Consider the following 26,374-nt stretch of genomic DNA (forward strand, 5'->3'; position numbering starts at 1 on the left):
AACTCCCGGATTATCTCTGCGCCACCTTACCTGGTCAAACCATGTCCAATCCATTGCAGGGAGCCCAGTTTGTACTGGCCGCCCACCAAATTTCGCAGCTTCCGAGTGACGATGGCGCCGAAGTCGCGTTCGCCGGTCGCTCCAACGCCGGCAAGTCCAGCGCGCTCAATACCTTGACAGCGCATCGCGGGCTTGCGCGCACTTCGAAAACACCCGGTCGCACGCAGCAGATGGTGGCGTTTTCGCTGCCTCCGTTGGCCCAGGGTGAAGGCGTGCCTGCGCTGCAGGCGCGACTAATTGACCTACCCGGCTATGGCTACGCCAAGGTGCCCGAAGCCCTGCGCGAGCATTGGAAGAAGGAGATCGATGCTTATCTGCATCAGCGCCGCAGCCTGCGCGGTGTGGTGTTGATCGCCGATATTCGCCATCCGCTCAAGGACTTCGACCGGATGATGCTGGACTTCTGCTTCGCCACGCACCTGCCTTGCCACCTGTTGCTGACCAAGGCGGACAAATTGTCGCGGAACCAGGCCGCGCAGGCGCTGGCGGCGCTGCGCAAGGAGTTCGCCGCTGGCGGCATACAGGCGACGGCTCAGGTGTTTTCCTCGCAGGCACGGACCGGCGTGGAGGAAGCGCGCGACATGGTGATGCGTCTGCTCAACACGCCGCGACAATAAAGCATGCGCCGGCATGGCCGGCGCTGCGTTTTCAGCGCTTGTCGAGCGCGTCCATGAAGATGGCGCACAGTGCTTCCATGCCAGCGCGATCTTCGTCGTCGAAGCGGGCCACGGACGGGCTATCCACATCCCATACGCCGAACAGACTGCCATCACCACGCACCAGCGGCACGACAATCTCCGATTGTGACGCTGCATCGCAGGCGATGTGCCCGTCGAACGCGTGGACGTCGCGCACGACTTGCGTTTCACGCGTCTGCGCGGCGGTGCCGCACACGCCGCGACCCAGTGCGATGCGGATGCAGGCCGGCTTGCCTTGGAACGGCCCCACTACCAACTCGGTGCCGTCGTAGAGATAGAAGCCACACCAGTTGAGATCGGGAACGCCGTGATAGATCAGCGCGGAGAAATTCGCCGCATTGGCGATCATGTCCGGCTCGCCTTCGATCAGGCCGCGGGCCTGGCTGCACAGGTCTTCGTACTGTTCGTGTTTGCTGGCGTAGGCCTGCGTCTTCACTTCATACATGGGATCGGATCCTCTTGAGTCGTCCGGCGTCGCTGGCGTCAGGGGCGCGAGGCGCGGGCGGTCGAGCACAAAGGACGTATTATGCGCCGGTGAGGCGCCGTCGGCACGGCAGTGCCAGGCTCCGCCATCAGGGGAAAGCTCATGTCGACTTTGTTTATTGCAGGCACCGACACTGGCGTCGGCAAGACCCATGCGACCTGCGCGCTGCTGCATGCGCTGCATGCGCGTGGCATCCACGCGTGCGGCATGAAACCCGTGGCCAGTGGCTGCGTGGAAACACCGGACGGGTTGCGTAACGATGATGCCCTGGCGCTGATTGCTGCGGGCGGCGCACCCATGCCCTACGAGTGGGTGAATCCGGTGGCGCTGCGCGAACCGTTGTCGCCGAATCTGGCTGCGGCGCGCGAAGGCGTAGAGATCCGACTTGCCCCGCTATACGAGGCTTTCGAGCGCCTGCGCGGTATGCACGACGCGGTGCTCGTCGAAGGCGTGGGTGGCTGGCTGGTGCCGCTGTCACGCAGCTTGCTGGCCTCGGACATTGCCCGTCAGTGGCAATTGCCGGTGGTGCTGGTCGTCGGTCTGCGGCTGGGTTGCCTCAATCATGCTTTGTTGTCCGCCCGGGCTATCGCCACGGACGGTTGCCGACTGGTGGGTTGGATCGGTAATCGCATCGATCCGGCGATGGAAGCCGTGGACGAGAACATCGAAACCCTGCGCCATCATCTGCCCGCGCCGTGCCTGGGCATACTCCCGCATGGCGTAGCGCCGCACGACGCGGCGGCTCATCTGGACCTGTCGCTGATCTTGGAATGACGTTCACGCGGCGCGTGCTGGGATGCACGCGTCCACACCGCAGGAGGCACCCATGAGCACGCGCAGCCACTACTACCTCTCCATCGCCGATCTCGCGCAGGCGCGCGGACCGGTGCAGGCACTCAGCTACGACGGTGCTGGCCCGAACGATCTTGCTGCTGCAGTGCAAAACGCGATGCGCACGCCGGAATTGTTCGAGCACTGGCGTGCCATGCAAGATGAGCCGGATGACGTGGACCCCTCGCTTGGAGCGGTTGATCCGCAAGCCACCGCGAGCGCGCGGGTCGCTGACCTGCGCACGGACATGGACCTGATCACCGACCTTCCCATGAGCATCGTGCGGCACCGGCTCAACCTGCTGATTGGCAACAGTTGGCAGTTGCGGGATATGCGCAAGGCCTGATCCCCCCCGCGTGACATGTTGCGTCGCGCCCGCCGCGGTGCGGCGTCCAGTACTTCCAGCCCTTGGCACCCGAGCCGGCGTATGGTTAGTCTCAGGGTTCGTTTGTCACGTTTCCATGGGGAACCCCGATGCTTCGTCTCCGCACTCTCAGTCATAGCCACCACCATCGCGCTCGCCGCCTGCTCGCAGCAGTCGAACGAGCAGGCACAGCAGCCCGCGCCCGCACCGGCGAGCACGGCGCCGGCCAAGGCCTCCACGGCTGCTCCCGCTCCTGAAGTCAGTGCGGTGAATCCGTTCCTGGAGCAGAGCACGCTGCCGTTCCAGGCACCGCCGTTCGACAAGATCAAGGACGGTGACTACCAGCCCGCCTTCGAAGAAGGTATGAAGCAGCACCTGGTGGAGATCCAGAAGATCGCCGACAACCCGGATGCGCCGACCTTCGAGAACACCTTCGTCCCGATGGAGAAGTCGGGCCGGTTGCTGACCCGCGTGATGCAGGCATTCAACGCCGTCAGCGGCGCCAACACCGACGACACGCTGCAAAAGGTGCAGGAAGACGAGGCGCCGAAGTTCGCCGAGCACCAGGACGCTATCGTGATGAACGACAAGCTGTTCGCGCGCATCGAGACCATCTACAACCAGCGCGATTCGCTCAAGCTCGATCCGGAATCCAAGCGCCTGGTCGAAGTGACCTACAAGAATTTCGTGCGCGGCGGCGCCAAGCTGTCCGAGGCCGACAAGACCAAGCTCAAGGACCTCAACAAGGAAGAGTCCAGCCTGAGCACCCAGTTCACCAACAAGCTGCTGGCCGCAACCAAGGCCGGCGCGCTGGTGGTGGACGACAAGAGCAAGCTCGATGGCATGTCCGAGGGCGACGTTGCCGCCGCTGCCGAAGCCGCCAAGGCCCGCAAGCTCGACGGCAAGTGGGCGGTCACGCTGCAGAACACCACGCAGCAGCCGGCGTTGGAGAACATCAATGATCGTGCCACGCGCGAACAGCTGTTCAAGAACTCGTGGGATCGCGCCGAGCACAGCGATGCCAACGACACGCGTGACCTGATCGCCCGCATCGCCCAGATCCGCGCCGAACAGGCGAAGCTGCTGGGTTACCCGAACTACGCCGCGTGGAAGCTGGAAGACCAGATGGCGAAGACGCCTGAAGCGGCGATTGGCTTCATGGACAAGCTGGCTCCCGCCGCTACCGCGCGCGCCGAGAAGGAAGCCAAGGACATCCAGGATGTGATCGACCAGCAGAAGGGTGGTTTCAAGGTCGAGGCATGGGACTGGGAGCACTACTCCGAGCAGGTGCGCAAGGCCAAGTACGACCTCGATGAATCGCAGGTCAAGCAGTACTTCGAATTGGACAACGTGCTGCAGAACGGCGTGTTCTATGCCGCCAACCAGCTCTACGGCCTGACCTTCAAGGAGCGCAAGGACATCCCCGTCTGGCAGCCTGACGTGCGCGTGTTCGAAGTGTTCGACAAGGACGGCACCTCCATGGCGCTGTTCTATTGCGACTACTTCAAGCGCGACAACAAGAACGGCGGCGCGTGGATGAGCAATCTGGTTGACCAGTCCAAGCTGCTGGACACCAAGCCGGTGGTGTTCAACGTCGCTAACTTCACCAAGCCCGCGCCGGGTCAGCCGGCCCTGCTGTCGTCGGACGACGTGATCACCATGTTCCATGAGTTCGGCCATGGCCTGCACGGCATGTTCGCCAACTCGCAGTACCCGAGCCTGTCGGGCACCGCGACCGCGCGCGACTTCGTGGAATTCCCGTCGCAGTTCAACGAGCACTGGGCCAGCGATCCGAAGATCTTCGCCAACTACGCGAAGAACTATAAGACCGGCGAGCCGATGCCGCAGGACCTCGTCGACAAGCTCAAGAAGTCCAAGACCTTCAACAAGGGTTACGACATGACCGAGCTGGTCGGTGCCGCGCTGCTCGACATGAGCTGGCACAGCCTGTCGGCCGATACGCCGAAGCAGGATCCGGACAAGTTCGAGATGGACGCGCTCACCAAGGCCAAGATCAACCTGAGCTACGTGCCGCCGCGCTACCGTTCCAGCTACTTCCAGCACATCTGGGGCAACGGCTACGCTGCCGGTTACTACGCCTACCTGTGGACGGAAATGTTGGCTGACGATGCCTTCCAGGGCTTCGAAGACAAGGGCGGCCTGACCCGCGAGAACGGCGATCGCTTCCGCGCGATGATTCTCTCGCAGGGCAATACGCAGGATCTGGCAACCCTGTACAAGAAGTGGCGCGGCAAGGATCCGAGCATCGAGCCGATGCTGCTGAACCGTGGCCTCAAGGAAGCGCCGCAGAAGAAGTAATTGCGGCCATGTGCTGAAAAGGAAAAGGGCCGGCTATGCCGGCCCTTTTTATTGCGAGCGAGCCATGGAGCCCGCGTGTGGACCAGATGCAGATCATCGTCACGAGTGAGCACACGACACTTTGTGCTGCCCTTCTTGATCTGCTTTCCTCAATCCGGGGCTAGGCAACCTTAGCCCAGGGGTATCTTTAGTGCCCCGCACTTTCACCGGCATCGGGCCCACCGCCAGGACGCTGATTGAATTCCACCCAATGGCGTAGCTCGACCCACGCAGTCGCGATCTGATCCGGCGTAAAACCACAATGCGCATAGCCTTTGGCGTCGGTGAACGGTTGCTGCGGCACACGCATGGGGGGCAAGGCTTCTTGAACCAGGTTCTGATCATTGCCGCTGTCGTGCACGGCCTTCAGCAACGCGCTCTCTTCTAACTCGCTCGGCACTAACGGATCGACGGAGTTGTAGATAGAGATCAACTTGGTATTGAACTTGCCCGTCGCCTTGTGCCATTCGGTGGCATATGCGAGAGCGCGTGGGTCGGCACGGATCCGCTGGATGTCCCGGTTCAATGCATGGGTTTCGTCGACGCTCAGATAGGGACTGGAGTAGACCTTAGCCGTGTTGTCGTAGATCGACCCGCCAAAGGTTGTTTCTATATCGTCCATGCCATAACTGACGGTCACAATCGGTTGAAGAAAAGAACCCAAGTCCTTTTCTGCACCCGTGGCGGCCGCGATGTTATCGATCATGCGTTGCTCAGGGCCGGTAGGGTTCGCCTGCGCTGCTGCGAATAATTTGACGATGGGGGCGGCCAGTCGTTTCAACTGCATCAACGTGTAAAGCGGCGTTACCGATTTGAACGCTGGCGATGTCCAGGTGGATAGTGCTGAATGATCGATGCGCTGATCACCGGGGAGGCTATAGGCCGTGCCATGCGTGAAGTAGTTATAGGCGGCACGCAGATCGATAAGATGGCCAATTTCCCCCGGCCAACTGTCCACCACACCACATGCGGCCAAGGCACCCGAGAAGTCGGCGGGATACCGCTCGATCAGGCCCTCAGTAATGTTGCCGCCCATGGAAGCACCAATCAAATAAGCACGCGTGCTTCCGAACCGAGTCAAGAACTGGTTCAACCGATGGGTGTTCTCAATGCCGGTCTGCACGCCTATGCCCGCTTTATCGTAGGCGCTCAGTCCAACGGCGAAACCTTGTGAATAAGGAATTCGATAGACCCCGAAGTCATCACCCTTCAGCGGGTTGTCGGTGATTTCGATGTTATTGCGAGTGCCTGGAGGGCTGTATCCGTTCGCAAACAATACGGCCTGTTTATTCCAGCGCCACGGGATAGCCAGCGAGAACGCGCGACCATCGAGCTCTCCGTTCAATCGCATGCCACCGTCATCCAAGGGTGCGCCAGTGACATCCTGCGCACCGGCCCGTTGAGCGGCTTGCACCAGCGCTTGTTGGTCCGCACTCAACTTCGTGCGCGAGCAGCCCGCAAGCATGACGACGAAGGCCACACTGAGTGTGAGGCTCAAGCCCCTCACTAAACGTTCCAATCTGGTCATAACTTAGTGCTCCATATAGCCATTTGAACGGCGCTAAACGATGACGAGCCATGCCCTCGCATCAGAAACTCCCGGTTACGCGAAGCATGAACGTGCGCGGTTGCATGTAGTTCACGTCGTGCCAGGGCACGCCGCCAACGTCGGCGAAGCCGGAGTAGGAGGAGGTGATTCCGTGCTTGTTGGTGAGATTGGTGACCGTTAGCGAGAACTCGGGGTACGTCGGCAATGAGGATGTTCCCAAACGAATTTGCGCGTCGTACTCGCTATAGCCATAGATGGAATCGGGCTGGTTGATGCCGTAGCTGGTGCGCCCAATGAAGGCCTGGCTAAGGTAGCCGCCGATGTACCAGCTGCTACCCAGACTATGCTGATAGTCGGCGGTGGCTGCTGTCTGCCACTTCGGCGACAAAGGCCACGGCGTACCCGAGGGCTCGATCTGGCCCGTGGAGACTTCGAAGGGTTGCTTGGTGCGGGCGCTATCGTAGGTGGCCGACAGGTGGAAGCTGAGCCCCGGCACGGATCGCGGCAAGTAGGCGGATGAAAGCTCCACGCCTTTGCTGACAACGCGACCTACGTTGTCGATGTACGAGCTCAAGCCATCCGCGACGAACACCAGTACCTGCGGATTTTTCCAGTTCTCATAGAAGGCGGTGGCATCGAACGAAAGCGTGCGATCAAACCACTGGCTACGTAGGCCGAATTCGTAGTTCCAGATAGTGTCCGTTTTGAACTGGTTCGGGACGGGCGCGACAGAGAACAGACCCGCCGTACCCCATTGCAAACCGCCTACGCGATAGCCCTTGGAGACGGACGTGTAAAGCATCGCGTTGTCATTGATGTTCCAACTCAACGCAGCTTTCGGATTGAAACCATCGTTGTGAACGGTGCCCTGATTCAATAGCCCTTGGGGATGGCCGCTTATGTCTACCAGTAGGCCAGTGTTGTTCACCCAGCCGCCTGAAAAGGCACGATAGAAGCGCCCTCCCAGGCCGAAGTTGAACCCATCACCAAGGTCGCGGCTAACATCGAAGAACGCGGCTTCCTCGCGTACCTTGATGTTCATTTGGATGTTGACGTAATCGGGTTGGCCAAAGAGATACCAGGCGTTACCGAGATCCGGCAACACTTGGTTGAGCAACCCCACAGTGGTCGGCACTGGCAGGCTCGGCGAACCCAGCGCAAGCACGTCCTCGCCCCGAATCTGTTGGCGCATGCCATAGATACCCGCCACCCAGTTCCAGGGTGAATCCGGGTTGTTGGATACCAAACGGATCTCCTGGCTAGCGGTACTGGAACGGCTTTGGTCGATGGTATTGGCGATCGGATAGATGTCCCCGGCGACCACCGCGTTGGAGCCCTCGTTCACCTGATCGAGATCCTTGCGTACGTACCCGCTTTCAGAGATCAGTTTGAACTTGCCGAAGTCGTCGTCCACCTTTAACGACGCCAGATTGAAGCGCTGACTGTTGGGGCTAAGCCGTGGACTGACGCTATTGACCAGGTCGCCGTTGCGATTGTCCGCAAGGCCATCGTCATCACGCTTGTTTTCCTGGTTGGCAAACATCAGTTGAATATTCAGCGGGTCGATCGGCTTCCACGCCAGAATCGCGCGGCCACCGGTTTGGCGTCCGCGCTCGCTGTCTTTGCGGTTGAGTTGGGTGTTGTCGATGTAACCCGGCAGCGCCTGGTCATAGGCCACCACACGAAGCGCCAGGCGGTTGTTCTTGTCGAGTGGTAAGTTCAGTGCGGCGCCGCCACCAAAGGCGTTACTACCTCCGTCAACAGCGCCGTACTGGAGATAGTACTTGCCACCCCACTGCCCGAACTCCGGCTGGTTGGGTACATAGCGCACCGCGCCGTTCAAAGCTGCCGCACCATACAAGGTGCCTTGAGGGCCTTTGAGTACCTCGACGTCCTGCATGTCGAAGGGATTGGGATCGACACTCAAGCGTGGCGCGTAGTAATCGGTCAGAGAGAGATCGTCGAATAGCAAGCCCGTGGTGGGGTTAGTGTTGGCTTCGCTGGATATGCCGCGAACCGTGATGCGTTGATCACCATTACCAGCCGAGGTGACCGAAATGCCGGGCACCAATTTGACAATATCGTTGATGTTCTGCGTGCCACGCTTGTCCAGATCGTCGGCCGTGATCGCATTGATCGTGGCCGGAATCTTTTCGACCGATTCCTCACGCTTCGTGGCGGTCACTACCACGGCTTGCAACTCCGTCGGCTTGGTCGTGGGGGTAGCGGCCTTAGGCGAACCCGAAGTGGACGCTGAGGAGGTGCCGGGAGAGGACGCGGATGATGGCGGGCTCGATGTGTCCTGCGCATGCAGTCCTTGTATGCCGAGCCCGGCGCCGGCCAGCACCAATGCCAAAGAGCGATAGAGCTGCTGCTGTGCCATTCGTTTCATTTGCGTCCCCTCGGTCAACATCTCGTTGCAGATAGAGAAGGGCACAAACCGGTGGTGATACGCGGCGACCGATTGGTATCGATATCATGACGCTGCGAAAAATTCGCCCGGATGGAGCTTGGGCGGACTTGGATCGGCCGAGCCTTCACGTTTTCACGATCAGTCTGCAGGACCAGCGGTCGCCAAGAATTCCAAAAAAATCCGATTATTTTGGAATAGGGCTTTTGGGCAATTCGATTGTGATGGGGCACCCGAGATCACTGGCCGCCCCTTGGAGCCGGTGCGGCGGGCTACGCTCTTCTACTGCGAAGGTCATGTGACCATGCCCCTACGTTATCCACCGGCCCATAGCGAACATCACGCATACCCTTTGCATATCGGCCAGCTCTTTCGCTCTGCGCTCGATACGCATAGCGATCAGGTGCTCGTGGGGAGTGATGGTCAGCGGTTCGACTATCCTTCGTTCGGCGCACGGGTGCACCAGTTGGCGCACGCGCTGACCGCGCTGGGCGTTGGCCCGGGAGATGTCGTCTCGGTGATGGACTGGGACAGTCACCGGTATTTGGAATGCTATTTTGCCGTTCCGATGCTCGGAGCCGTCCTGCACACCGTCAACGTTAGGCTATCGCTGGAACAGATGGCTTACACGTTGGATAGCACCGGTCCGAGCGTGCTGTTGTTTCATAGTGACTTCGAACCGTTGGTGGCTCAGATTGCGCCGCGCCTGTCGCCGATCGTTCCATTGGTTTTCATGCGCGATCAGCCCTCGTGCGCATCCCGGCTGGAGCTGGTTGGCGAGTATGAGGAGTTGATCGCTCGCTATCCCAATGACTATCCGTTTCAAGATGTGGACGAACTGGCGCAAGCCACGACCTTCCACACAACGGGCACCACCGGGCAACCCAAGGCGGTAGGATTCAGTCATCGTCAGCTCGTACTGCACACATTGGCCGTGATGGGTGCGCTAGGCACACAGCCCGCTGGTCAGGGTTTGCGCCGCGGCGATGTGTATATGCCAATCACGCCGATGTTTCACGTGCATGCATGGGGTATCCCATTTATTGCGACCGTGCTCGGGTTGAAACAGGTGTATCCAGGGCGTTACGAAGCTGCGCGATTGCTCAAGCTACGCAGAGAAGAGAGCGTCAGTTTCTCGCACTGTGTGCCAACGGTGCTGACCATGATTCTGGACGCCTTCTCGTCGGAGGACCATGTGGAGCAACCTTGGACGATTCTCGTGGGTGGCTCGGCGCTCTCCCGAGACCTCCACCGCAGAGCCGCTGCGCGCGGAATCACGGCAGTGACGGGATACGGCATGTCAGAAACCGCACCCGTATTGTCCATTGCCTTTTCCTTCGCAGAACCGGCCGATGCGAGGGAAGAGAGCTTGTGTAGTGCGGGTCATCCGGTGCCCTTGGTGCAGCTTCGCATCGTCGACGAGGCCATGACGACGTTACCGGCGGACGGCGACGCTTGTGGCGAGTTGGTGGCGCGCGCACCGTGGCTGACATCGGCCTACCGGGGAGATGTTGCGGCGTCTCGGCAACTTTGGAGTGGTGGGTGGCTTCACACCCAAGATATGGCGAGCATCACCTCGGACGGGCGCGTTGAGATTCGCGACCGATTGAAAGATGTGATCAAAACGGGTGGGGAATGGATCTCTTCGGTGACGATGGAGATGCTGATCGCTAAGCATCCCAACATTGCCGCTGTCGCCTACGTTGGCATTGTTGATGCTCGGTGGGGTGAGCGACCGGCGGCATTCATCGTGCCCAAGGAGGGCGCATCCATCGATACGGAAACGTTGCGCGCGTATTTGGCTCCGCATGTGGAGAGTGGCGCGATTAGCCGTTACGCCTTGCCGGATCGGTGCGTGGTCCTTGAGCGACTGCCGCTGACCAGCGTCGGCAAAATTGACAAGAAAGCATTGCGTGATCAGCTGGAGCAGGAGCGCACGCAATGAAATCGCCTCTCCACGGCGGAGGATGCGCGGAAGGATGGAGCGAGTAGTGCCAGCTAGGTTGATTGGTGGTGCTTGCGATACTGACCGGGGCTCATGCCGGTTTCTTCTTTGAAGACGGTTGCCATGTGGCTTTGGCTGTTGAAGCCTGCGTCAATGGCGATGGCGACGAGTGATTGGTCCGTCGTTTCGAGCCGGTGCCTGGCCAGACTGACGCGCTCAGCGATCACGCATTGGAGTGGCGTCATGCTGAGGTGATGCTTAAACGCCGCGATGAGATCCTGCTTGGACACCCCGGCCTGTGCGGCCAGCCCTTCCAAGCTAATTTTTTCAGATAACCGCTGCTGGATGAAGGTAAGTAGCCGGTGGATACCCTCGTTTGAAAGCGTGCGGTGGTGAGTAGCCCGGCTTCGGCGAGCCGTTGGCGACAGGAAGTTGCCATCAGGCGACGTTTCTTCGGGGTGCTCGCCGAATCGCCGATGGTACTCAAGGCGAAATCCGGACGTGTTGACGAAGCCGCGGTCCCGGATCCAGGTTTCGTCCGGGTGTGGGGCGTCACCAGACCTGAGTTCATCGCGGGCCCGTTCCAGCCGCTCGCGGTACAACATCTGGCGGGGAGTCACTCCCTCGAAATGAAGAAAGCTGTGATTGAGCGAGGCCGTGCTGCAATCCAAATAGGCGGCCACGTCTTCACTGGTGATGTCAGCGTGAGCCTGCTCAACGATGAAACCCTTGGCTCGGTTCACCTGTGCCCGCGACAGCCGCTGCATCGCCATGAATGCGTCGCTGTAGGTGTGCGGGTGCATTTGCATGAGCAACGAGATGGCGTAGTCCGTCAGATTGTTTTTCATCAGTTCGGGGACGGCGCTGACGTGCATGAGCGAGTCCATGCTCATCGTTACCGCCGCCCACAGCGCGCTCAACTCATGAGAGAACGGCTGCCCTTTGAAGATCGGTGGCAAATCGAGTGAACGGCCTATCCAGCGGGAACAGAAGTCCAGCAATTTCTGCTTGCTGATATGGACGTTCTCGTAGGCGAGGCCTTCGTGCCCGGCGATTTGTTGAACCGGTACGACGATGCCTGATCCGACCCTGGATGACTCGGTGCCGAGTTGAAAGGTGTTGTTCGCGGATGCGAACTTGATAAAGAAGGTTTCCCCAATATCGGGGCTCACATGAACTTTGACCGGCGCGTCGTAGTGGGTATGGCTATACCCAATATGGCCGAACTCGCGGCCGCGTCTTTCCGAGGAAACGTTTTTCACGCGGCAGAGGGGATCAATTCGTACGGCGTCGAAACCATAGATTTCCGACAGGCTATGGCGAATGGCATCGATGCCGCTGACCCTGTACGCGTCGGCAGAGCTATGGGCCAGTTCCATTTCTTGTAGATCGATGGACATTTACTCGCGATCCACGTTTTGGTCGTTGCAGCGATGGCCGCCGGGTTCGACGTACGGGCTCGAAGCTATGGACATCCTTTTGGGGAGTCAATTTGCGCTGCAATAGACGCTGTCTGTTGCGCCGCAGCAATATGAGCTGACTATTCACGGGACTCGATCGTGCGATCGGGGCCCGGTCCGATGGGTGGCTATACGCCAAGGATCCAATCCCCGGCAAGACCAAGGGCCGACGAAACGTCGACCCTTGAGTAGCAGCAGCGCCCCGTTACTTACCAACGGCTATCGCAGCCTGTTCGATCCATTGGGCCACCGCACCTGGGTTGGATACGTAGACGGCGTGGCTTCCCCCCCACTTCCTTGACGGTGGCGCCGGCGCGCCGGGCCATGTCGCGCTGGGCGGGCGGCGGGATCATGTGGTCGTCGCCCGCGACCAGATACCAGCTTGGCTTGGACTTCCACGCAGGGGTGGTCACCGCGCCCTGGAGGGCCGCGAGACCCCACGGCACTTGCGAGTCAGCCATGAAGCGGGCGGTCTGGGTGTCGACATCCGCAGCGAAGCTGGCCTGGAACTTCTCGTTGTCCAGCAATAGAAAACCGTCCTGGGGCGGCAGAATCGGCGGCACTGGCGCACCCGGCGGCGGGTTCGCGATCAGCGACGCCACGGACTCGCCGGCATCCGGGGCAAACGCGGTGATATAGACCAGTCCGGCCACCTTGGGATCGTTGCCAGCCTCGGTAACCACCACGCCGCCGTAGGAGTGGCCGACCAGGATGACTGGCGCCTTCTGTCCTGCGATCACGCGCTTGGTGAATGCCACATCCTCGGCCAGCGAGGTCGTCGGGTTCTGCACTATGGTCACGTCATAGCCACGGCTCTTGAGCTGCTGGTAGACACCCTGCCAGCCGGAGCCGTCGACAAAGCCGCCGTGAATGAGAACGATGGACGCCTGGTTGTTCGTTGCAGTGTTCATGTGAGCCTCCCGTCTGTGATTGCGCTCTGGTGGAGAGCGGACGGGTACAGATTGCTCGCGGGGCCACGCGGCCAATATCCACTTTTCGCAGTACTATCCAGTTTCCGCAACGACTTGATCGGTTGATGGAGAAGCCCCCTGTGACGCATCTCCAGACCAACGACCTCGAAGAGGTGCAATCCGTCGTTGCGGGCATCTACTGCGCACATTCCGTGCTGACCTCCGGCGGTGCCAGCGCGGACGCCGCTGGATTGGACCTGATCCGGCGGGCACCGCAGCCAGTCGTCAAATTGCATTACGGACGCTCAGTCCGGATTGATGCCGGGACTTTCCCGCGCCTCATGCTCATGCAGACGTGCCTCGACGGCAGCGGCGCGGCGGAACAGGGCTCGCTGCGTGCAGAACTGCGACGCGGCCAGACCGTTCCGTTGTCGCCAGGACTCGCGACGCGGCTGGCGTTCGATAGCCGCTTCGCGCAGCAATCAGTTCGTCTCGACATCGAGCGGGTTGAAGCGCTTTGCAGTTCCTGGTTGAACGTGCCAGCGCTTGATCGCCCGTTACGGTTCGACTTGAATCCTTTCTCTGCGGCACTGGAACAAGCCTGGAGCCAGGCCGTTGGTTTGATCGTGAGCTACGCGCGCAGCGGTTTGCTGCTTCCCGCATCGGCGATCGCCAACCTGGACGAGTTCATCGTCTCGCTGGTGCTCTCCCAGCATCCGCATAATTACAGCGACGACCTGCGTCGCCCGCAAAAAGGGCTTCCGCCGCGATTGGTTCGCGAGGCCGAGCGTTTGATGCGCGACGGAGAACTCCATCAGACGCCAAGCAAGATAGCCGCGGAGCTTGGCGTCAGCCTGCGCACCCTGGAGCTGGGATTTCGCGCCGTGCATGATTGCTCACCGAGCGAATTCCTTAGAAGGGTGCGCGTCGCTAAGGCGCGTGAAACCTTGCTCGCACCGAAGGCTACGACATCGGTGACCGAGGTCGCGCTTGCTAACGGCTTTCTGCATCTTGCAAGGTTCAGCGCCTATTACCGGGAAGTATTCGGTGAGTCACCAGTCCACACGTTGCGCCGTAGTCAGCCTAGAGGAACGCTTGCGATGGCTGTCGGGTGACGGACAACCTGATACCACGTGGCCGTCAGTCATGGCCCCGAGTGCCTACCGTTGGTTACCTGCATCGTGGGGTTCACGGACCCAGGTGCAGTTCCTTGTCGAAAGCATCGTCGACGTCGCAATAGTTGGCGCGGGCTTTGGTCGAGCGCGTGGCCCGAAAGTAGAACGCCGGATGGCCGGGCAGGCCTTCTTCGTTTTCAGTTAGCTCGTAGTAATCGAAATGCACAGGCGCGTCGTCGGCATAGCTTTGTCCAAATTCGCGATTGGCGATGATCAGCAAGGCAGGTTGGCTCTTGCCGCCAGAGAGCAAGCGCATGTCGTGCAGCACGCAGTCCGCGCCACCGCTGATAGTGACGCCGTACCGTTCGTTCTCTTCACCCTTCTGCTTCTCAAACACCGGTACGAGGCTCCAGGCCTCCTTGCCATCGTCGCCCTTATCTCGCAGATAAAAGGTGGCGAGGGTGAAGCCGTGCGCATTGAAGTTCTCGCGCGAGGCGAGCACTACCGTGACGTCGTGGTCCTGCAGTCGCACCTTGTTGGGGCCGTTGATCAGCGGAATCGCTTTGTAACCCGCCAGTTCATCGGCATGCGCCACAACGCCGCCGGCCATGACGAACGAGATCATCGCCGCACCGAATATCCTCAGAACCTTGTGCATGACCTTAGCCGCCCTCGCCGCAGCCGACGTCGGCTGCACCCATGTGGTCGAAGCCGATAAGCGTTACCGCGGTTTGTCCTTGCGTGGGGTATTGGACATCGGTGTCCATGATGTTCTGCGGCCACGCGTGTGCTTTTTGCTCTGCGACGCTCAACTTGCTGGCGGCTGCACGGGGCAGATGGAACGCCTGGCGTACCTGCGCTTCGCTCCAGGTTCCCTTCAGCGTGATGCTCACGGCCTGCAGATTGCCATGCTCCCAACTCAGAACGACATGTGTCGCGAGCGGGTGTACCTCCGTGGCGAGACGGTCCGGGAATTCGGGGCCTTCGTAATAAGCATCCGGCGTCTTGCAGATATCGCCGCGATTCTGATAACCCTTCAATGCACAATTGAAGCGCGTATCGCGGTAACCCAGCGTCTTCTCAGTGAAGCAGCCGTAATCCGCTGGCGACATGCGAAGCCACGAACGAACGTCGATGCGTGGCGCTGCAAGTGCGGCGTCCACCGTGGTCTGCGCCGTGGCCATGGAGGACACGGCTAAAAGCCCAAAGGCAATCCATTTCTTCACGATCTTCCCTGAAGCGTCGAAGGAGGGGGGGAGGGCGCTATGGTAGGGGAGTCGGGACAGCGGCGATATCAGTCACTTGATTTGCCGTGAGCGTCCAGCCAGGGCGCAAGGGATACAAACCATATGTTGTCGCTACCGTTGTCCCACGACTGCATGCGAGTGATGTCCGCTTGGGCTTGTTCCAGCGTTCGCGGATAGTGCACGGGTAGGGATCGGGTGCTGCTGAAATACAGCGTGCGGTGATCGGGGCTCAAGTGTGATCCCCAAGGACCTTTTACGTTGATGTTCTCGCCGAGGTCCACTGGCTTGCCCCAGCCTTCGCTATCGCGGAAGGCGATGTAGAGACGATCCGGGTCGTCCTTGCCTCCGAAGTTCGCATCGAACACGATGAAGGATTCATCTGGCGCCACGGCGGGGTCGAGCTTGTGCGCGGTTGCATCGCCCAGGTTCACCGGTACGGGAGGCAGATAGGTACCGTTGCGGTATTGCGAGCGAAACAGACGGAAGTCGTCCTCCTCCCCGGGGCGCTGGAAATACACGCTGCCATCCGCGGTCACGGCGGGGGCATAAGTGCGAGAACTGCTGTTCACTACATCCGGCAGTCTTACCGGTTGGCCCCAACCGTTGCCTTTGCGATCCACACGCCATAAATGACCGCCGGAGCCGGGCCGCACCTTGCCGCTGGCCATCACTGCATCAAGTGCTTTGCCGCCTTCGTGATCAGGGCGGTTGGAAGAAAAGATCAGAAAGCTGCCGTCCGGCGCCATCGCAGGATCGTGATCAAGCCATTGCCCCGAGAATGGCGCCACTGTTGGCGAGCTCCAGATGCCGTTCACGCGATGTGACACCATAATGGCCGCGTTGGGCCAGTTGATGCGATCGAAGAAGACAGTATCGCCATCGGGCGTAAATGCTGCGGAGTCCTCGTTGGCGGGGCCGGAAATCACGCCGGGCGCAAACACCTGGGGTGCATCGGATGTCACCGATTGCGCGTATACGCTCGTTATCAGGACCGTCGCGCTGCACAGGGCGGTCAACCAACGGGACAGACGCTTCATGCAATCGATCCTTCTGCGGAATGGGAACGACGGGGCGTACTTCGGGGCGGCGCCATTCTTGCGTTCGTGCCTGGGCGAATGGACGTGCTTGAAGTCATGCGGCCGGAGCGGAGATGGGCTCTTGCCAAACTCGGCTGTGCTATTTGCACGCCCTGCACTGTGCCGGTGGCCTGTCGCGTGCAGACGGACCGCCATCTGACGTTGACCAAGTCGACATGGAGTGGGGTGCGGCGTCACCATCCACTTGATCACGCTGGGGTGAGGTGCCTGGTGCGCTTCTGACCGTGCTTACGTCACTTGTGGCTGGGGCGCCTTGCCGTTGCGACACGGGTTCTCGACGGAAGGGCGCCGCCATTTCGGCGGCGTCATATCAGTTTGGACGAGAAGAAAAGCATCGCCATTGGGTAAGCCAGAACGGCGGCGGCCACTGTCAGTACAACCTGGAGCTTTGGAGGCAGGTGGCGCAGCAGCGGACAGGCTGGAGCGAGAAGGGCTTCTGCGCGGTAGATGCTCACACCTCCGCCCATGACCAGAGGGAACAGCCAGAAAATCTGCAAGTAAACGAAAAGAAGAACATCTTGGCGAGTTAGCTCCGTTCGATGCCGAAGAACGGCGATGCTCACGCTTAGAACGAATATGGCGACCAGGGCGCTTTGCATGGCGGGCGCGACATCCACGGTCCATGTGCGTGGCGTCGTTGCCAGAGGGGCCAAGTTGTTCCACAACGTCGCAAGAGGATTGTGCATCCCGTGACCGTATTTCTCCTGAACCTTGAAGAAGGCCATCCAGTCGCCGACTTCCATTCGATGCAAGGTGAGTACCGCGATAAAGCCGAAGAAAGTGAGCGCGGCGGCAATCAGGCCCACTTTCAACATGGGCAACGAGCGATCGCGGTACGTGGTGACGAGCGTATAGATGAGCGCGACAGGGGCCAGCAGGAAACCAGTGGAGTAGCTGAAGGACGCGAGTGCGCCGGCGGCACTTGAAATGAAGGCTCGTCGTTCAAGCAGGCCGCAAAGCGAAAGCGTTGCGAAAAACGTGAATACCGATATGGGAAAGACGGCGTGGTAGTAGATGTTCCCCGGGAATACCGCAGCCAGGAGCAGGCATAGAAGATTGCGGTAATTTAATACGCCCCCCAGAAGCTTTATCCAAATGAGCCATAGCGTTCCGAGCTGAAACAGTGTCGAGAGCACCATGCCGGCGAGAGAGGCCGAGACGCCTGTCCACGAAACTACGCGGATCATCAGGGAGTAGCCTGGGAACCATCCTGCGTTGCCGCACCAGGCATTGGGATCCATCCCTGCTACGCGGGAACATGAAAAGAACTCGTAGCCAGTATTGGCGATCGCAAGATAATGACCCGAGTCAAATCGAGTGTGCATCGCCGGGTCCAGAGGATTGCTAGCACCCGAATGCAGGGCAGTCAGGCCAATCAACAGACGCGCGAATAGCAGCGCGACCAAAGGCACTCCCCATGCCAGGGCAAGGTCCTTGGCGTTGTTTCTTTCGATATGGATATTCAAGTTGAGTCTTCATCACTGCGCATTCGCATGCTCGTCCAGGAACTTCCTGGTCGATGTGGTTTTCGCGTTTACGCAACCCCTGTTCGCAACCATGCGCAGCTGTCCGCCACGCACGCCCCTTAGGGATCCTTGAACCTAATATCTTTCGGATCCGTCGCGAAATATTGCCATGTTTCGGCAAGTTTTTAATGTGCACAGGCTTGTCGGGGGAACTTGTGTGCATGGGAATGGCTGTAAATAAGACGTATTCTTACTTTTTGAGCCGAATCTGCCATTGGGGCAGCGTCGTTTCACTTTCGGTTGCCTGTGCGCTGCCGCGTTGCCAGGCGCTGATATCCGATGACTAGCGTCGCCGTCATGTACACGGCAATCGTTGCATCAGGGCGCGGTGCACCCCTTTCTTCCCACACCCGAACGTGGCGGTGTGAAGATTGTGACCCTGCTCAATGCCCAGACGCAGCCATGGCATGGCTACTACTACCTGCCGCACATGACGTTGTCGCATCCCGTAAACGGTGACGCGTTACCGCAGCACATGCGCCTGGATACTCCTAGCCCGGCGCGTGGTTGATGAATGGGCGCGAAGGGTCTGGACGCCTGAATCACAAATGAGATAGATTCTCATTTAGATGGCGCCCTCTTAGCTCTCCCAGGGGCGTCCTGTTTCACTTCGGCCGCCAGCTCGGGCAGCAATTCGCCTTCTTTGCCAGCTAGCCGCGTGACTACCACGCTTGGCAAAGGAATGATTTCACATGCTGCGTTCTACCCCGCTGGCCGCCGTTATCGGCGCCCTGTTGTCCCTGCCTGTCTTCGCCGCGGAGCCGGCTGCGCTCGCGCCTGATGCGAAGTCCGCCACCGATCTGCCGGCCCTGCAGGTTACGGCGCTTGCGCCGACCATCGAACTCAACACGCCGGGTACAGTCTCGGTGATCGATCGCGTGCAGATGGACCGCCATCTGACGCTGACCATCCGCGACCTGGTGAAGTACGAGCCAGGCGTTTCGGTGATCGGCACGGCCGGCCGTTTCGGCCTGGATAGCTTCAATATCCGTGGCCTGTCGGGTAACCGTACCCGCATCGAGATCGACGGCGTGTCCATGCCGGCATCGTTCGGTGCGAATGTGGCCGGCGGCAGCTTCCGTGCGGGGCGCAACTTCATCGACCTCGACGACGTCAAGCAAGTGGACATCGTGCGCGGCCCGGCGTCGGTGCTCTATCCCTCCGATGCGCTGGGTGGCGTGGTGAGCCTGAGGACAAAAGATCCCGCCGATTACCTGCGCAACGACGGCAAAAACTACATCGCGGTGAAGGAGCAGTACGACAGCACCGATCGCAGCCTGTCGACCACGGCCACTCTCGCTGGCGGTGATGCGCGCAACGGCGTGCTGTTCGTGGCTAACCATCGTGAGGGCAACGAGACCAGCAACATGGGTGATGTCGGCGGCACGGGCGCCACGCGCACGCGTCCCGACCCGATGACGTATCAACTGGATAGCTTCCTCGGCAAGTACGTGCACACGGCTGATAGTGGCCGTACCGATCGCGTCACCGTGGACGGTTCACAGACGCGCACGCGCACCGATTCTTTGTCCAGCGTGACGGGTAGTACGAGCTTCTACCGCTCACAGGACGAGGACATGCGCTTCCGTGCAAGCGTGGGGCAATGGTTCCCACGGTTCGACAGCGTGATGGCCGATACGCTGGATTGGAACGCGTACTGGCAGAAGAGCCGCACCCGAACCAACACCCAGACGGATACGGCGACCGTGCTGCGCTTCTACGAGAACCTGCCGCTGCAGGAGAAGGTGGCGGGCGGAAAGATCGTGGCTGTGAAGTCGTTGGGTGAAGGCTCGGCGGTGGGCCAGTCCATCAGCTACGGCGCCGAGCTGTCGCGCACCGATGCGGAATCCAGCGTCGACGGTTATGGGGTGAACAAGAAAACCGGCGCGACCGGCAAGACGAAAGCCTTCCTGCCGGGCAACTATCCCCTGCACCTGATTCCTTCCAGTGAAACCGATCGCTACTCGATCTTCGGTCAGGATGAAATTGGCCTGATGGATGGACGGTTGTTGCTCACTCCCGCCGTGCGCGTGGATCGCTACGAGTACAAGCCAGACGCCGACGCGCTCTATTCGGCCTACAACCCCGGTTACGTGCCCCAAAACTACGAGAAGACCCATGCGTCACCGAAGTTCGGTGCGCTGTGGCGCTTCAATGACACGTTGAGCGCGTACTTCAACTATGCACAAGGTTTCCGTCCGCCGCTTTACAGCGAGATTGCCGGTGCGTGGAACGAGCAGCCGTTCCCTGGCTTCAACATCGCCTTCCTGCCTAATGCCAACCTGAAGGCCGAAACCAGTCGGGGCTTCGAGCTCGGTTTACGCGGCAAGGGCGAGGCCGGCTGGTTCAATGTTGCCGCGTACTACAACCGTTATCGCAACTTCATCTGGTCGGGCTACCAGCTTCCTGCATCGCAGGTGCCTGGTTGGGTGCAGGTCATGCCTGGGATGAACTTCTACTACCAGGCGGTGAATGCACCCAAGGCCTTTATCAAGGGCGCCGAAGCGAGCGGTGCGCTGCGCCTTGCGCAGTTCAGCGATGCGCTGGAGGGCTGGACGCTCAGGGGCAATGCTTCTATTGCCACGGGCCGGCTGATTGAGCCGGGTGACACGGGCTACAGCCCGCTCAACACCGTGGACCCCGCCAAGCTCGTGCTGGGTGTGAGTTACGACGCCACGCAATGGGGCGTGGAGCTGATCGGTACCGGTGTGCGGCGCCATACCGCGCTCGATAACCCGGCGGACTTCCGCCCCGGCGGCTACGCCACCTTCGACCTGTATGCGCACTACACGCCCATCGAAAACCTGGAGCTCTTTGCCGGCGTGAGCAACCTGGGTAATCGCAAGTATTGGGATTGGGGCAACTTGAACGGCGGCACCTTGGGCAACCTGGTGACCGGTAACGGCCTCAACGACTCCGGCACCGGTGGCGTTCCTGCCGATCGCCTCACCATGCCCGGTCGCACCTTCAGCGTTGCCGCCAAGATCGCCTTCTGAGAGGAGCGTCGTCATGCTCGATAACACATCTTCCCCTGCATCTGCCTTGTCTATTCCCGAACTGCTGGACGCCTCGCGTCGCTTGCGCGAGCAGGAGCCTGGCCTACGCGCACGCGATCTCGCCGATCGCCTCGGCGTGAGCGAAGCCGAGCTGGTCGCCAGCCGTTGTGGCGATGGCGTCACGCGACTGGAAGGCCCGTGGGCGGCACTGATCGAAGCGTTGCCCACGCTGGGACACGTCATGGTGCTCACCCGCAACGACAGTTGCGTGCATGAAAAGAAAGGTCGCTTCGACCACATCGAGATCGGCGGTGTGATGGGCGTCGTATTGGACGAGGCCATCGATCTGCGGATCTTCCTGAAGCACTGGGTGTTTGGCTTCGCCGTGCGCGAGAACTCGCGTGGCCGGTTATTGCAGAGCCTACAGTTCTTCGACGCCGACGGACGCGCGGTGCACAAGATCTACCTGACCGAACACAGCCATCACGACACGTGGTCGGGGCTGGTCGGCCGCTTCGCAGCCGCAGTGCAATCGCCGCTGCTGGCGATTCATGCGGTGGATGATCCGCTGCCGTGGAAGGTCGAGGACGACGAAGTGGACGTAGTGGGGCTGCGTGAACGCTGGCGCCGCCTGCGCGATCCGCATGACTTCTTTGCCATGCTCAAGAAGCACCAGGTGACGCGCACGCAGGCATTGCGTCTGGCAGGACGCGAGTTCGCGCGCCAGGTAAACAACGACGCGATCCGCACTCTACTCGAGTCAGCCGCCGCCACCGGCTTGCCCATCATGGTGTTTGTGGGGTCGCCCGGCGTGGTGCAGATTCATACGGGGCCCGTAACCAATATCAAAGTGATGGGGCCATGGCTCAACGTGTTGGACGATGACTTCAACCTGCACTTGCGCGAAGACCACATCACCGAAAGCTGGGTCGTGCGCAAGCCCACGCCCGAGGGCCATGTGACATCGCTTGAACTTTACGATGCGCGCGGCGGGCAGATCGTGCAGCTCTTTGGCAAACGCAAGCCAGGGATACCCGAACTGGAAGCGTGGCGCGCGCTGGCCGAAAGCTTGGCGGATCGGGAGGCCGGTCATGCGTAACCATCATCTGCGTGTGCTGGGAATCTGCCTGCTGGGCTCGATGGCATGGGTTGTTCATGCGGGCGATGCGCCGGTGCGCGTCGTTGCCCTGGGTGGCGACATTACCGAAATCGTCTATGCGCTCGATGCGCAAAATCAGCTCGTGGGTGTAGACAGCACCAGCCTTTGGCCCGAAGCCGCGACCAAGCTGCCTGACGTGGGGTACGTCAGGCAGCTCGCGGCGGAGGGCGTTTTATCGCTGCATCCGCAGCTCATTCTTGCGACACACGATGCAGGTCCCGCTACGGTAGTGACGCAACTGCACGACGCCGGCGTGCGTATCGTCAGCATGCCTGTGACACGTACACCGGAGACGGTGGTCGCCAAGGTGAAACAGGTGGGCGCCGCACTTGATCGCGAATCTGCTGCGAATGCGCTCGCCGCGAAGCTGCAGGCCCGATATGCCGATCTGTTCAAGGCGGTGGCCGCCATGCCGCGGCATCCGCGGGTGGTGTTCCTTATGTCGGCCGGCGAGGGAGGCCCCAAGGCGGCGGGAAAGGACACGGCAGCGGACAGTGCCATCACCCTCGCGGGTGGCGTGAATGCGGGCCAGGACTTCACCGGCTACAAGGCGGTTTCGCCCGAGGCGCTGGCAAAGCTCGCTCCCGACGTCATCCTGTTGATGCGTGAACGCGAGAATGATGTCGGCGGCGTCGATGGCGTACTCAAGCTGCCGGGCATTGCCATGACGCCGGCCGGCCGCGCGCGGCGCATCGTGTTCGTCGACGGCCAGGCATTGTTGGGCTTCGGTCCGCGTAATGCGGAGCACGAGCAGGCGTTGCAGCGCACGCTGGTCGCCGTGCAGCCATGAATGCCGTGACCGCGGAACACCCCCGGCTTCGTCGCGCGAGCGGCTTCCCGGTTACGGCCCTGGCGGCATTGCTGCTCGTTGCGGCCATCATCGGCATGGCGAGCGGCGCGATGCCGCTTGGCGCAAGCGAAGTGGTGGGCGCGTTGTGGCGCTGGCTGACAGGCCAGGCCATGCAGGCCGACGACGCCGTGGTGCTGATGTTGCGCCTGCCGCGCGTGCTGATGGCGACACTCGTTGGCGCGGCCCTGGCCTGTAGCGGTGCCACCATGCAGGGCTTGTTTCGCAACCCGTTGGTGGAGCCGGGGTTGGTGGGCGTATCCGCCGGTGCGGCCTTGGGCGCCATCGGCATGATTGTGCTGGGTGGCGGTGTGCTCAGCGTGTTACCGAGGGTGCTCGCATCGTTTGGCGTGGCGGCTGCTGGCTTTGTCGGTGGCCTGGCGGCGACGGCGGTGGTCTATCTGATTGGCAGTCGTCGCCCGGGCGTGGCGACTTTGCTTCTGGCTGGCGTGGCGATCAACGCGATCGCGATGGCGGGTGTGGGCGCCCTCACGTTTGCCGCCAACGAGCACCAGTTGCGCGACCTGAGTTTCTGGACGCTCGGCAGCCTCGGTGGCACGGATTGGTCGCGCTTCTTTGCCGTTGCTCCGCTCATGGTGTTGCCCCTGTGTCTGTTACCTCGCCATGCGCGGGCTCTGAATGCCTTGTTACTTGGCGAGCAGGAGGCAGCGCTGTTGGGGTTTCATCCCGAACGCCTGCGGCGACAACTGATCGTGTGGGCGGCGCTGGCCACCAGCGCCGCGGTTGCCATGTGCGGTGTTATCGGTTTCGTCGGCCTGTTGGTTCCCCACGTAGTGCGCATGGCGTGGGGACCGGATCATCGGTTGCTGCTGCCCGCTTCTGCCTTGATAGGGGCATCCCTGCTGATCGGCGCGGATGCGGTAGCGCGTGTCGTGGTAGCGCCCACCGAACTTCCCATTGGCGTCATCACGGCCTTGCTGGGTGGGCCGTTCTTCCTCTGGTTGCTGTTGCGCCTGCGCATCGGAGAGTCGACATGAATATCGCACTCGATTGGCACGCTGCATCCGCCGCGACAGCGAGTCACGCGCTGGAGGCCATCGACGTGCATCTGAGCTATGGCAGTCGCCGTGTGCTGCAGGGCATCCATCTGCGCGCGCAGCCCGGTCGGCTGTTGGCTCTGATCGGTCCCAACGGAGCGGGCAAGAGCAGCCTGCTCGCCGTGATGGCCGGGTTGCGTCGGCCATCACTGGGTGACATGCATCTGGATGGTCGTGCTATGCATGCGTGGCCACCGAATGAACTGGCCAGGCGTCGCGCCATGCTGTCCCAGCGCGTGCAGTTGGGCTTTGCCTTCCGTGTGGAAGAAGTGGTGATGCTGGGGCGGAGCCCGCACGGCGTCATGTCGACACGTGAGGCGGATCTGCGCATCGTCGACGCCGCCATGCAAGCCACGCGTGTGCTGCATCTGCGCGAGCGCAGCTATCTGGCGCTATCCGGCGGCGAACAGCAGCGCGTGCAACTTGCCCGCGTGCTGGCGCAAATCTGGGATTGCCAGCACGCGCCCGGCTGGCTGCTGCTGGACGAGCCCGAGGCCGGGCTGGATATTGCGCATCAGCACGACATGTTGCTGCATGCGCAGACGCTGGCACGGCAAGGCTTTGGTGTGGTCGTCGTGCTGCACGATCTCAATCTCGCCGCGCGCTACGCGGACGACATCGCGTTGCTCGCGCAAGGGAGGTTGATCCGGCATGGTGAACCGACGCATACGCTGGATGCCGATGTGCTCTCACGCATCTATGGCATGCCACTGCAACGTTCGCTGGATGACGAGGGTCGATGGCTTGTCCATCCGGCACGGCGAAGCGCTTGATACCACCCATAAAAAAAGCCCCGCGCGGTGGCGGGGCTTTTTGTGTGAACAGCTGCAGTTCAGTACGCGAACTCGCGGAACACTGGATCGACACTGCCGTTCCACGGGCCGTTGAACAGTTCGAGTTTGCGTTCGGCCGGGGTCTGGTTGGCTTCCACGATCTCGATCAACGGCTCTAGGAAGATGCTCTCGTCCGCGCCGCTGTTGTTGAGGCGTGCACGGCGTTTCAGGCCATGGCTGGCGATCTTCAGCGTTTCCGCAGCCAGCTCGCGCACGGCGTGCGTGCGGAACGGAAGCTTCAGTGCTTGGCGCGGCACACCGTCGCGCAGGGCCTGGCGCTCTTCACGGGTGAAATCCTTCACCAAATCCCAGGCAGCCGTCAGTGCGTCGTCGTCGTAGAGCAGGCCTACCCACAGCGCGGGCAGGGCACACAGGCGGTTCCACGGGCCACCGTCCGCGCCGCGCATTTCCAGGTACTGCTTGAGGCGCACTTCCGGGAAGGCAGTGGTGAGGTGGTCGGCCCAGTCCTTCATGGTGGCGAGTACGCCAGGGACAGCCGGCAGTTCACCCGCCATGAAGCGTTTGAAGTCCTGCCCGGAAAGGTCGATGTACTGGCCGTTCTGGTAGCTGAAGTACATCGGCACGTTGAGCATGTAGTCGACGTAACGCTCGTAGCCAAAACTATCTTCGAACACAAAGTCGAGCATGCCCGTACGGTTGGGGTCGGTGTCTTCCCATACGTGCGAGCGGTACGACTGGTAGCCGTTTGGACGTCCGTCGGTGAACGGCGAGTCCGCGAACAAGGCTGTGGCGATGGGCTGGAGCGCGAGGCTGGTGCGGAACTTGCGCACCATGTCTGCTTCGCTGTCGAAATCCAGGTTTACCTGCACGGTGCAGGTGCGGGTCATCATGTCCAGGCCGAGGTTGCCGACCTTGGGCATGTATTCGCGCATGATCTTGTAGCGGCCCTTGGGCATCCACGGCATTTCTTCGCGGCGCCACTTGGGCTGGAAGCCCATGCCCAGGAAGCCCATGCCAAGACCCTCGGCGATGGAGCGCACTTCGGTCAGGTGGCTGTTGACCTCGCGACAGGTCTCGTGGATCGACTCCAGCGGTGCTCCGGAAAGTTCCAACTGGCCGGCCGGCTCCAGCGTGATGGATGCCTTGTCGCGTGACAGCGCGACCGGGGCGTCACCTTCGCGCGCAACTTCCCAGCCGTAGCGCGAGGCCAGTGACTCCAGCAGCACGCGGATACCGCGGTCGCCCTCGAAGGTGGGCGGGCGCAGGGTATCGGTGAGGAAGCCGAACTTTTCGTGCTCGGTACCGATGCGCCAGGCATCGCGCGGCTTTTCCCCGGCGGCCAGGTACTCGACGAGCTGCTGACGGCTGCCGATCGGGGTGCTCTTCACGGCACTGGGTATGGACACGGGGAACTCCTTGAAGGACTGCCCCCAACCTTGGGGGGCGAGGCATCCTGAATTCAAAG

22 protein-coding genes are annotated in these 26,374 nt (G+C 61.0%); 12 read left to right on the forward strand and 10 right to left on the reverse strand.

All coding sequences use genetic code 11. The features are described 5' to 3' along the window. The first annotated feature begins 41 nt into the window (after nucleotides 1-41). On the forward strand, nucleotides 42-677 hold the full coding sequence (gene yihA, locus DYST_RS17030) for a ribosome biogenesis GTP-binding protein YihA/YsxC (protein ID WP_239946868.1): 636 nt from the start codon (nucleotides 42-44) through the stop codon (nucleotides 675-677). 31 nt (nucleotides 678-708) lie between these two features. Here yihA and DYST_RS17035 read toward each other — a convergent pair whose 3' ends face one another. Then, nucleotides 709-1,203: a GAF domain-containing protein gene (locus DYST_RS17035; RefSeq protein ID WP_239946869.1), complete on the reverse strand. Its 495-nt coding sequence runs from the start codon at nucleotides 1,201-1,203 to the stop codon at nucleotides 709-711. Between the two features lie 141 nt (nucleotides 1,204-1,344). Here DYST_RS17035 and bioD point away from each other — a divergent pair, with 141 nt between their 5' ends. The 3 genes from bioD to dcp all read left to right on the forward strand — a co-directional run bounded on the left by bioD (nucleotide 1,345) and on the right by dcp (nucleotide 4,756). Then, entirely contained in the window at nucleotides 1,345-2,016 is a 672-nt protein-coding gene (bioD, locus tag DYST_RS17040) for a dethiobiotin synthase (protein WP_102303217.1), read from the forward strand. Nucleotides 2,017-2,068: 52 nt separating this feature from the next. Continuing rightward, complete coding sequence (locus DYST_RS17045; RefSeq protein WP_239946871.1) at nucleotides 2,069-2,419, forward strand: hypothetical protein; 351 nt, start codon at nucleotides 2,069-2,071, stop codon at nucleotides 2,417-2,419. Nucleotides 2,420-2,572: 153 nt separating this feature from the next. Beyond that, nucleotides 2,573-4,756 (forward strand): peptidyl-dipeptidase Dcp, encoded by a 2,184-nt coding sequence (dcp, locus tag DYST_RS17050; RefSeq protein ID WP_428993993.1) that lies wholly within the window; start codon nucleotides 2,573-2,575, stop codon nucleotides 4,754-4,756. A 187-nt stretch (nucleotides 4,757-4,943) separates the two neighbouring features. Here dcp and DYST_RS17055 read toward each other — a convergent pair whose 3' ends face one another. Both DYST_RS17055 and DYST_RS17060 read right to left on the reverse strand, forming a co-directional pair. Beyond that, nucleotides 4,944-6,323 carry a hypothetical protein gene (locus DYST_RS17055; RefSeq protein WP_239946887.1) on the reverse strand — a complete coding sequence of 460 codons (1,380 nt, stop codon included), beginning with the start codon at nucleotides 6,321-6,323 and terminating at the stop codon, nucleotides 4,944-4,946. A gap of 61 nt (nucleotides 6,324-6,384) precedes the next feature. Further along, nucleotides 6,385-8,736 (reverse strand): TonB-dependent receptor, encoded by a 2,352-nt coding sequence (locus DYST_RS17060; RefSeq protein WP_239946889.1) that lies wholly within the window; start codon nucleotides 8,734-8,736, stop codon nucleotides 6,385-6,387. Between the two features lie 322 nt (nucleotides 8,737-9,058). Between DYST_RS17060 and DYST_RS17065 the strand changes: the two genes are divergently transcribed. Further along, nucleotides 9,059-10,699 carry a long-chain-fatty-acid--CoA ligase gene (locus tag DYST_RS17065; protein ID WP_239946891.1) on the forward strand — a complete coding sequence of 547 codons (1,641 nt, stop codon included), beginning with the start codon at nucleotides 9,059-9,061 and terminating at the stop codon, nucleotides 10,697-10,699. A 53-nt stretch (nucleotides 10,700-10,752) separates the two neighbouring features. On the opposite strand, the gene DYST_RS17070 is transcribed toward DYST_RS17065, so the two are convergent. Next, complete coding sequence (locus DYST_RS17070; RefSeq protein WP_239946893.1) at nucleotides 10,753-12,099, reverse strand: AraC family transcriptional regulator; 1,347 nt, start codon at nucleotides 12,097-12,099, stop codon at nucleotides 10,753-10,755. A gap of 269 nt (nucleotides 12,100-12,368) precedes the next feature. After that, entirely contained in the window at nucleotides 12,369-13,070 is a 702-nt protein-coding gene (locus tag DYST_RS17075) for an alpha/beta hydrolase (RefSeq protein WP_239946895.1), read from the reverse strand. Between the two features lie 140 nt (nucleotides 13,071-13,210). Between DYST_RS17075 and DYST_RS17080 the strand changes: the two genes are divergently transcribed. Next, nucleotides 13,211-14,185 (forward strand): AraC family transcriptional regulator, encoded by a 975-nt coding sequence (locus tag DYST_RS17080; protein ID WP_239946897.1) that lies wholly within the window; start codon nucleotides 13,211-13,213, stop codon nucleotides 14,183-14,185. A gap of 73 nt (nucleotides 14,186-14,258) precedes the next feature. Here DYST_RS17080 and DYST_RS17085 read toward each other — a convergent pair whose 3' ends face one another. The 4 genes from DYST_RS17085 to DYST_RS17100 form a co-directional block, all read right to left on the reverse strand. Then, nucleotides 14,259-14,843, reverse strand: coding sequence for a carbapenem self-resistance protein CarG family protein (locus tag DYST_RS17085; RefSeq protein WP_239946899.1), 585 nt, complete (start codon nucleotides 14,841-14,843; stop codon nucleotides 14,259-14,261). A gap of 4 nt (nucleotides 14,844-14,847) precedes the next feature. Further along, complete coding sequence (locus DYST_RS17090; RefSeq protein WP_239946901.1) at nucleotides 14,848-15,411, reverse strand: hypothetical protein; 564 nt, start codon at nucleotides 15,409-15,411, stop codon at nucleotides 14,848-14,850. Nucleotides 15,412-15,479: 68 nt separating this feature from the next. Next, a complete protein-coding gene (locus DYST_RS17095; protein ID WP_239946902.1) occupies nucleotides 15,480-16,469 on the reverse strand; it encodes a hypothetical protein in 990 nt (329 codons plus the stop codon). A gap of 365 nt (nucleotides 16,470-16,834) precedes the next feature. Then, nucleotides 16,835-17,995, reverse strand: a complete 1,161-nt coding sequence (locus DYST_RS17100) for a hypothetical protein (RefSeq protein WP_239946905.1) — start codon at nucleotides 17,993-17,995, stop codon at nucleotides 16,835-16,837. A gap of 424 nt (nucleotides 17,996-18,419) precedes the next feature. On the opposite strand from DYST_RS17100, the gene DYST_RS17105 reads away from it, so the two are divergent. The 6 genes from DYST_RS17105 (at nucleotide 18,420) to DYST_RS17130 (ending at nucleotide 24,888) form a co-directional block, all read left to right on the forward strand. Next, nucleotides 18,420-18,566, forward strand: a complete 147-nt coding sequence (locus DYST_RS17105; protein ID WP_239946907.1) for a hypothetical protein — start codon at nucleotides 18,420-18,422, stop codon at nucleotides 18,564-18,566. Between the two features lie 181 nt (nucleotides 18,567-18,747). Beyond that, nucleotides 18,748-21,051, forward strand: coding sequence for a TonB-dependent hemoglobin/transferrin/lactoferrin family receptor (locus DYST_RS17110; RefSeq protein ID WP_239946909.1), 2,304 nt, complete (start codon nucleotides 18,748-18,750; stop codon nucleotides 21,049-21,051). Nucleotides 21,052-21,064: 13 nt separating this feature from the next. After that, nucleotides 21,065-22,150 carry a hemin-degrading factor gene (locus tag DYST_RS17115; protein WP_239946910.1) on the forward strand — a complete coding sequence of 362 codons (1,086 nt, stop codon included), beginning with the start codon at nucleotides 21,065-21,067 and terminating at the stop codon, nucleotides 22,148-22,150. Then, nucleotides 22,143-23,000, forward strand: a complete 858-nt coding sequence (locus DYST_RS17120; RefSeq protein ID WP_239946912.1) for a heme/hemin ABC transporter substrate-binding protein — start codon at nucleotides 22,143-22,145, stop codon at nucleotides 22,998-23,000. The genes DYST_RS17115 and DYST_RS17120 overlap by 8 nt, the downstream gene beginning before the upstream one ends. After that, on the forward strand, nucleotides 22,997-24,055 hold the full coding sequence (locus DYST_RS17125; protein WP_239946913.1) for a FecCD family ABC transporter permease: 1,059 nt from the start codon (nucleotides 22,997-22,999) through the stop codon (nucleotides 24,053-24,055). Before DYST_RS17120 ends, DYST_RS17125 begins: the two co-directional genes overlap by 4 nt. Continuing rightward, entirely contained in the window at nucleotides 24,052-24,888 is an 837-nt protein-coding gene (locus tag DYST_RS17130) for a heme ABC transporter ATP-binding protein (RefSeq protein WP_239946914.1), read from the forward strand. Before DYST_RS17125 ends, DYST_RS17130 begins: the two co-directional genes overlap by 4 nt. A gap of 59 nt (nucleotides 24,889-24,947) precedes the next feature. Here DYST_RS17130 and DYST_RS17135 read toward each other — a convergent pair whose 3' ends face one another. Next, nucleotides 24,948-26,315 carry a glutamate--cysteine ligase gene (locus DYST_RS17135; RefSeq protein WP_239946915.1) on the reverse strand — a complete coding sequence of 456 codons (1,368 nt, stop codon included), beginning with the start codon at nucleotides 26,313-26,315 and terminating at the stop codon, nucleotides 24,948-24,950. Nucleotides 26,316-26,374: the final 59 nt, after the last annotated feature.

This window comes from Dyella terrae (assembly GCF_022394535.1).
Classification (GTDB): Bacteria; Pseudomonadota; Gammaproteobacteria; order Xanthomonadales; family Rhodanobacteraceae; genus Dyella.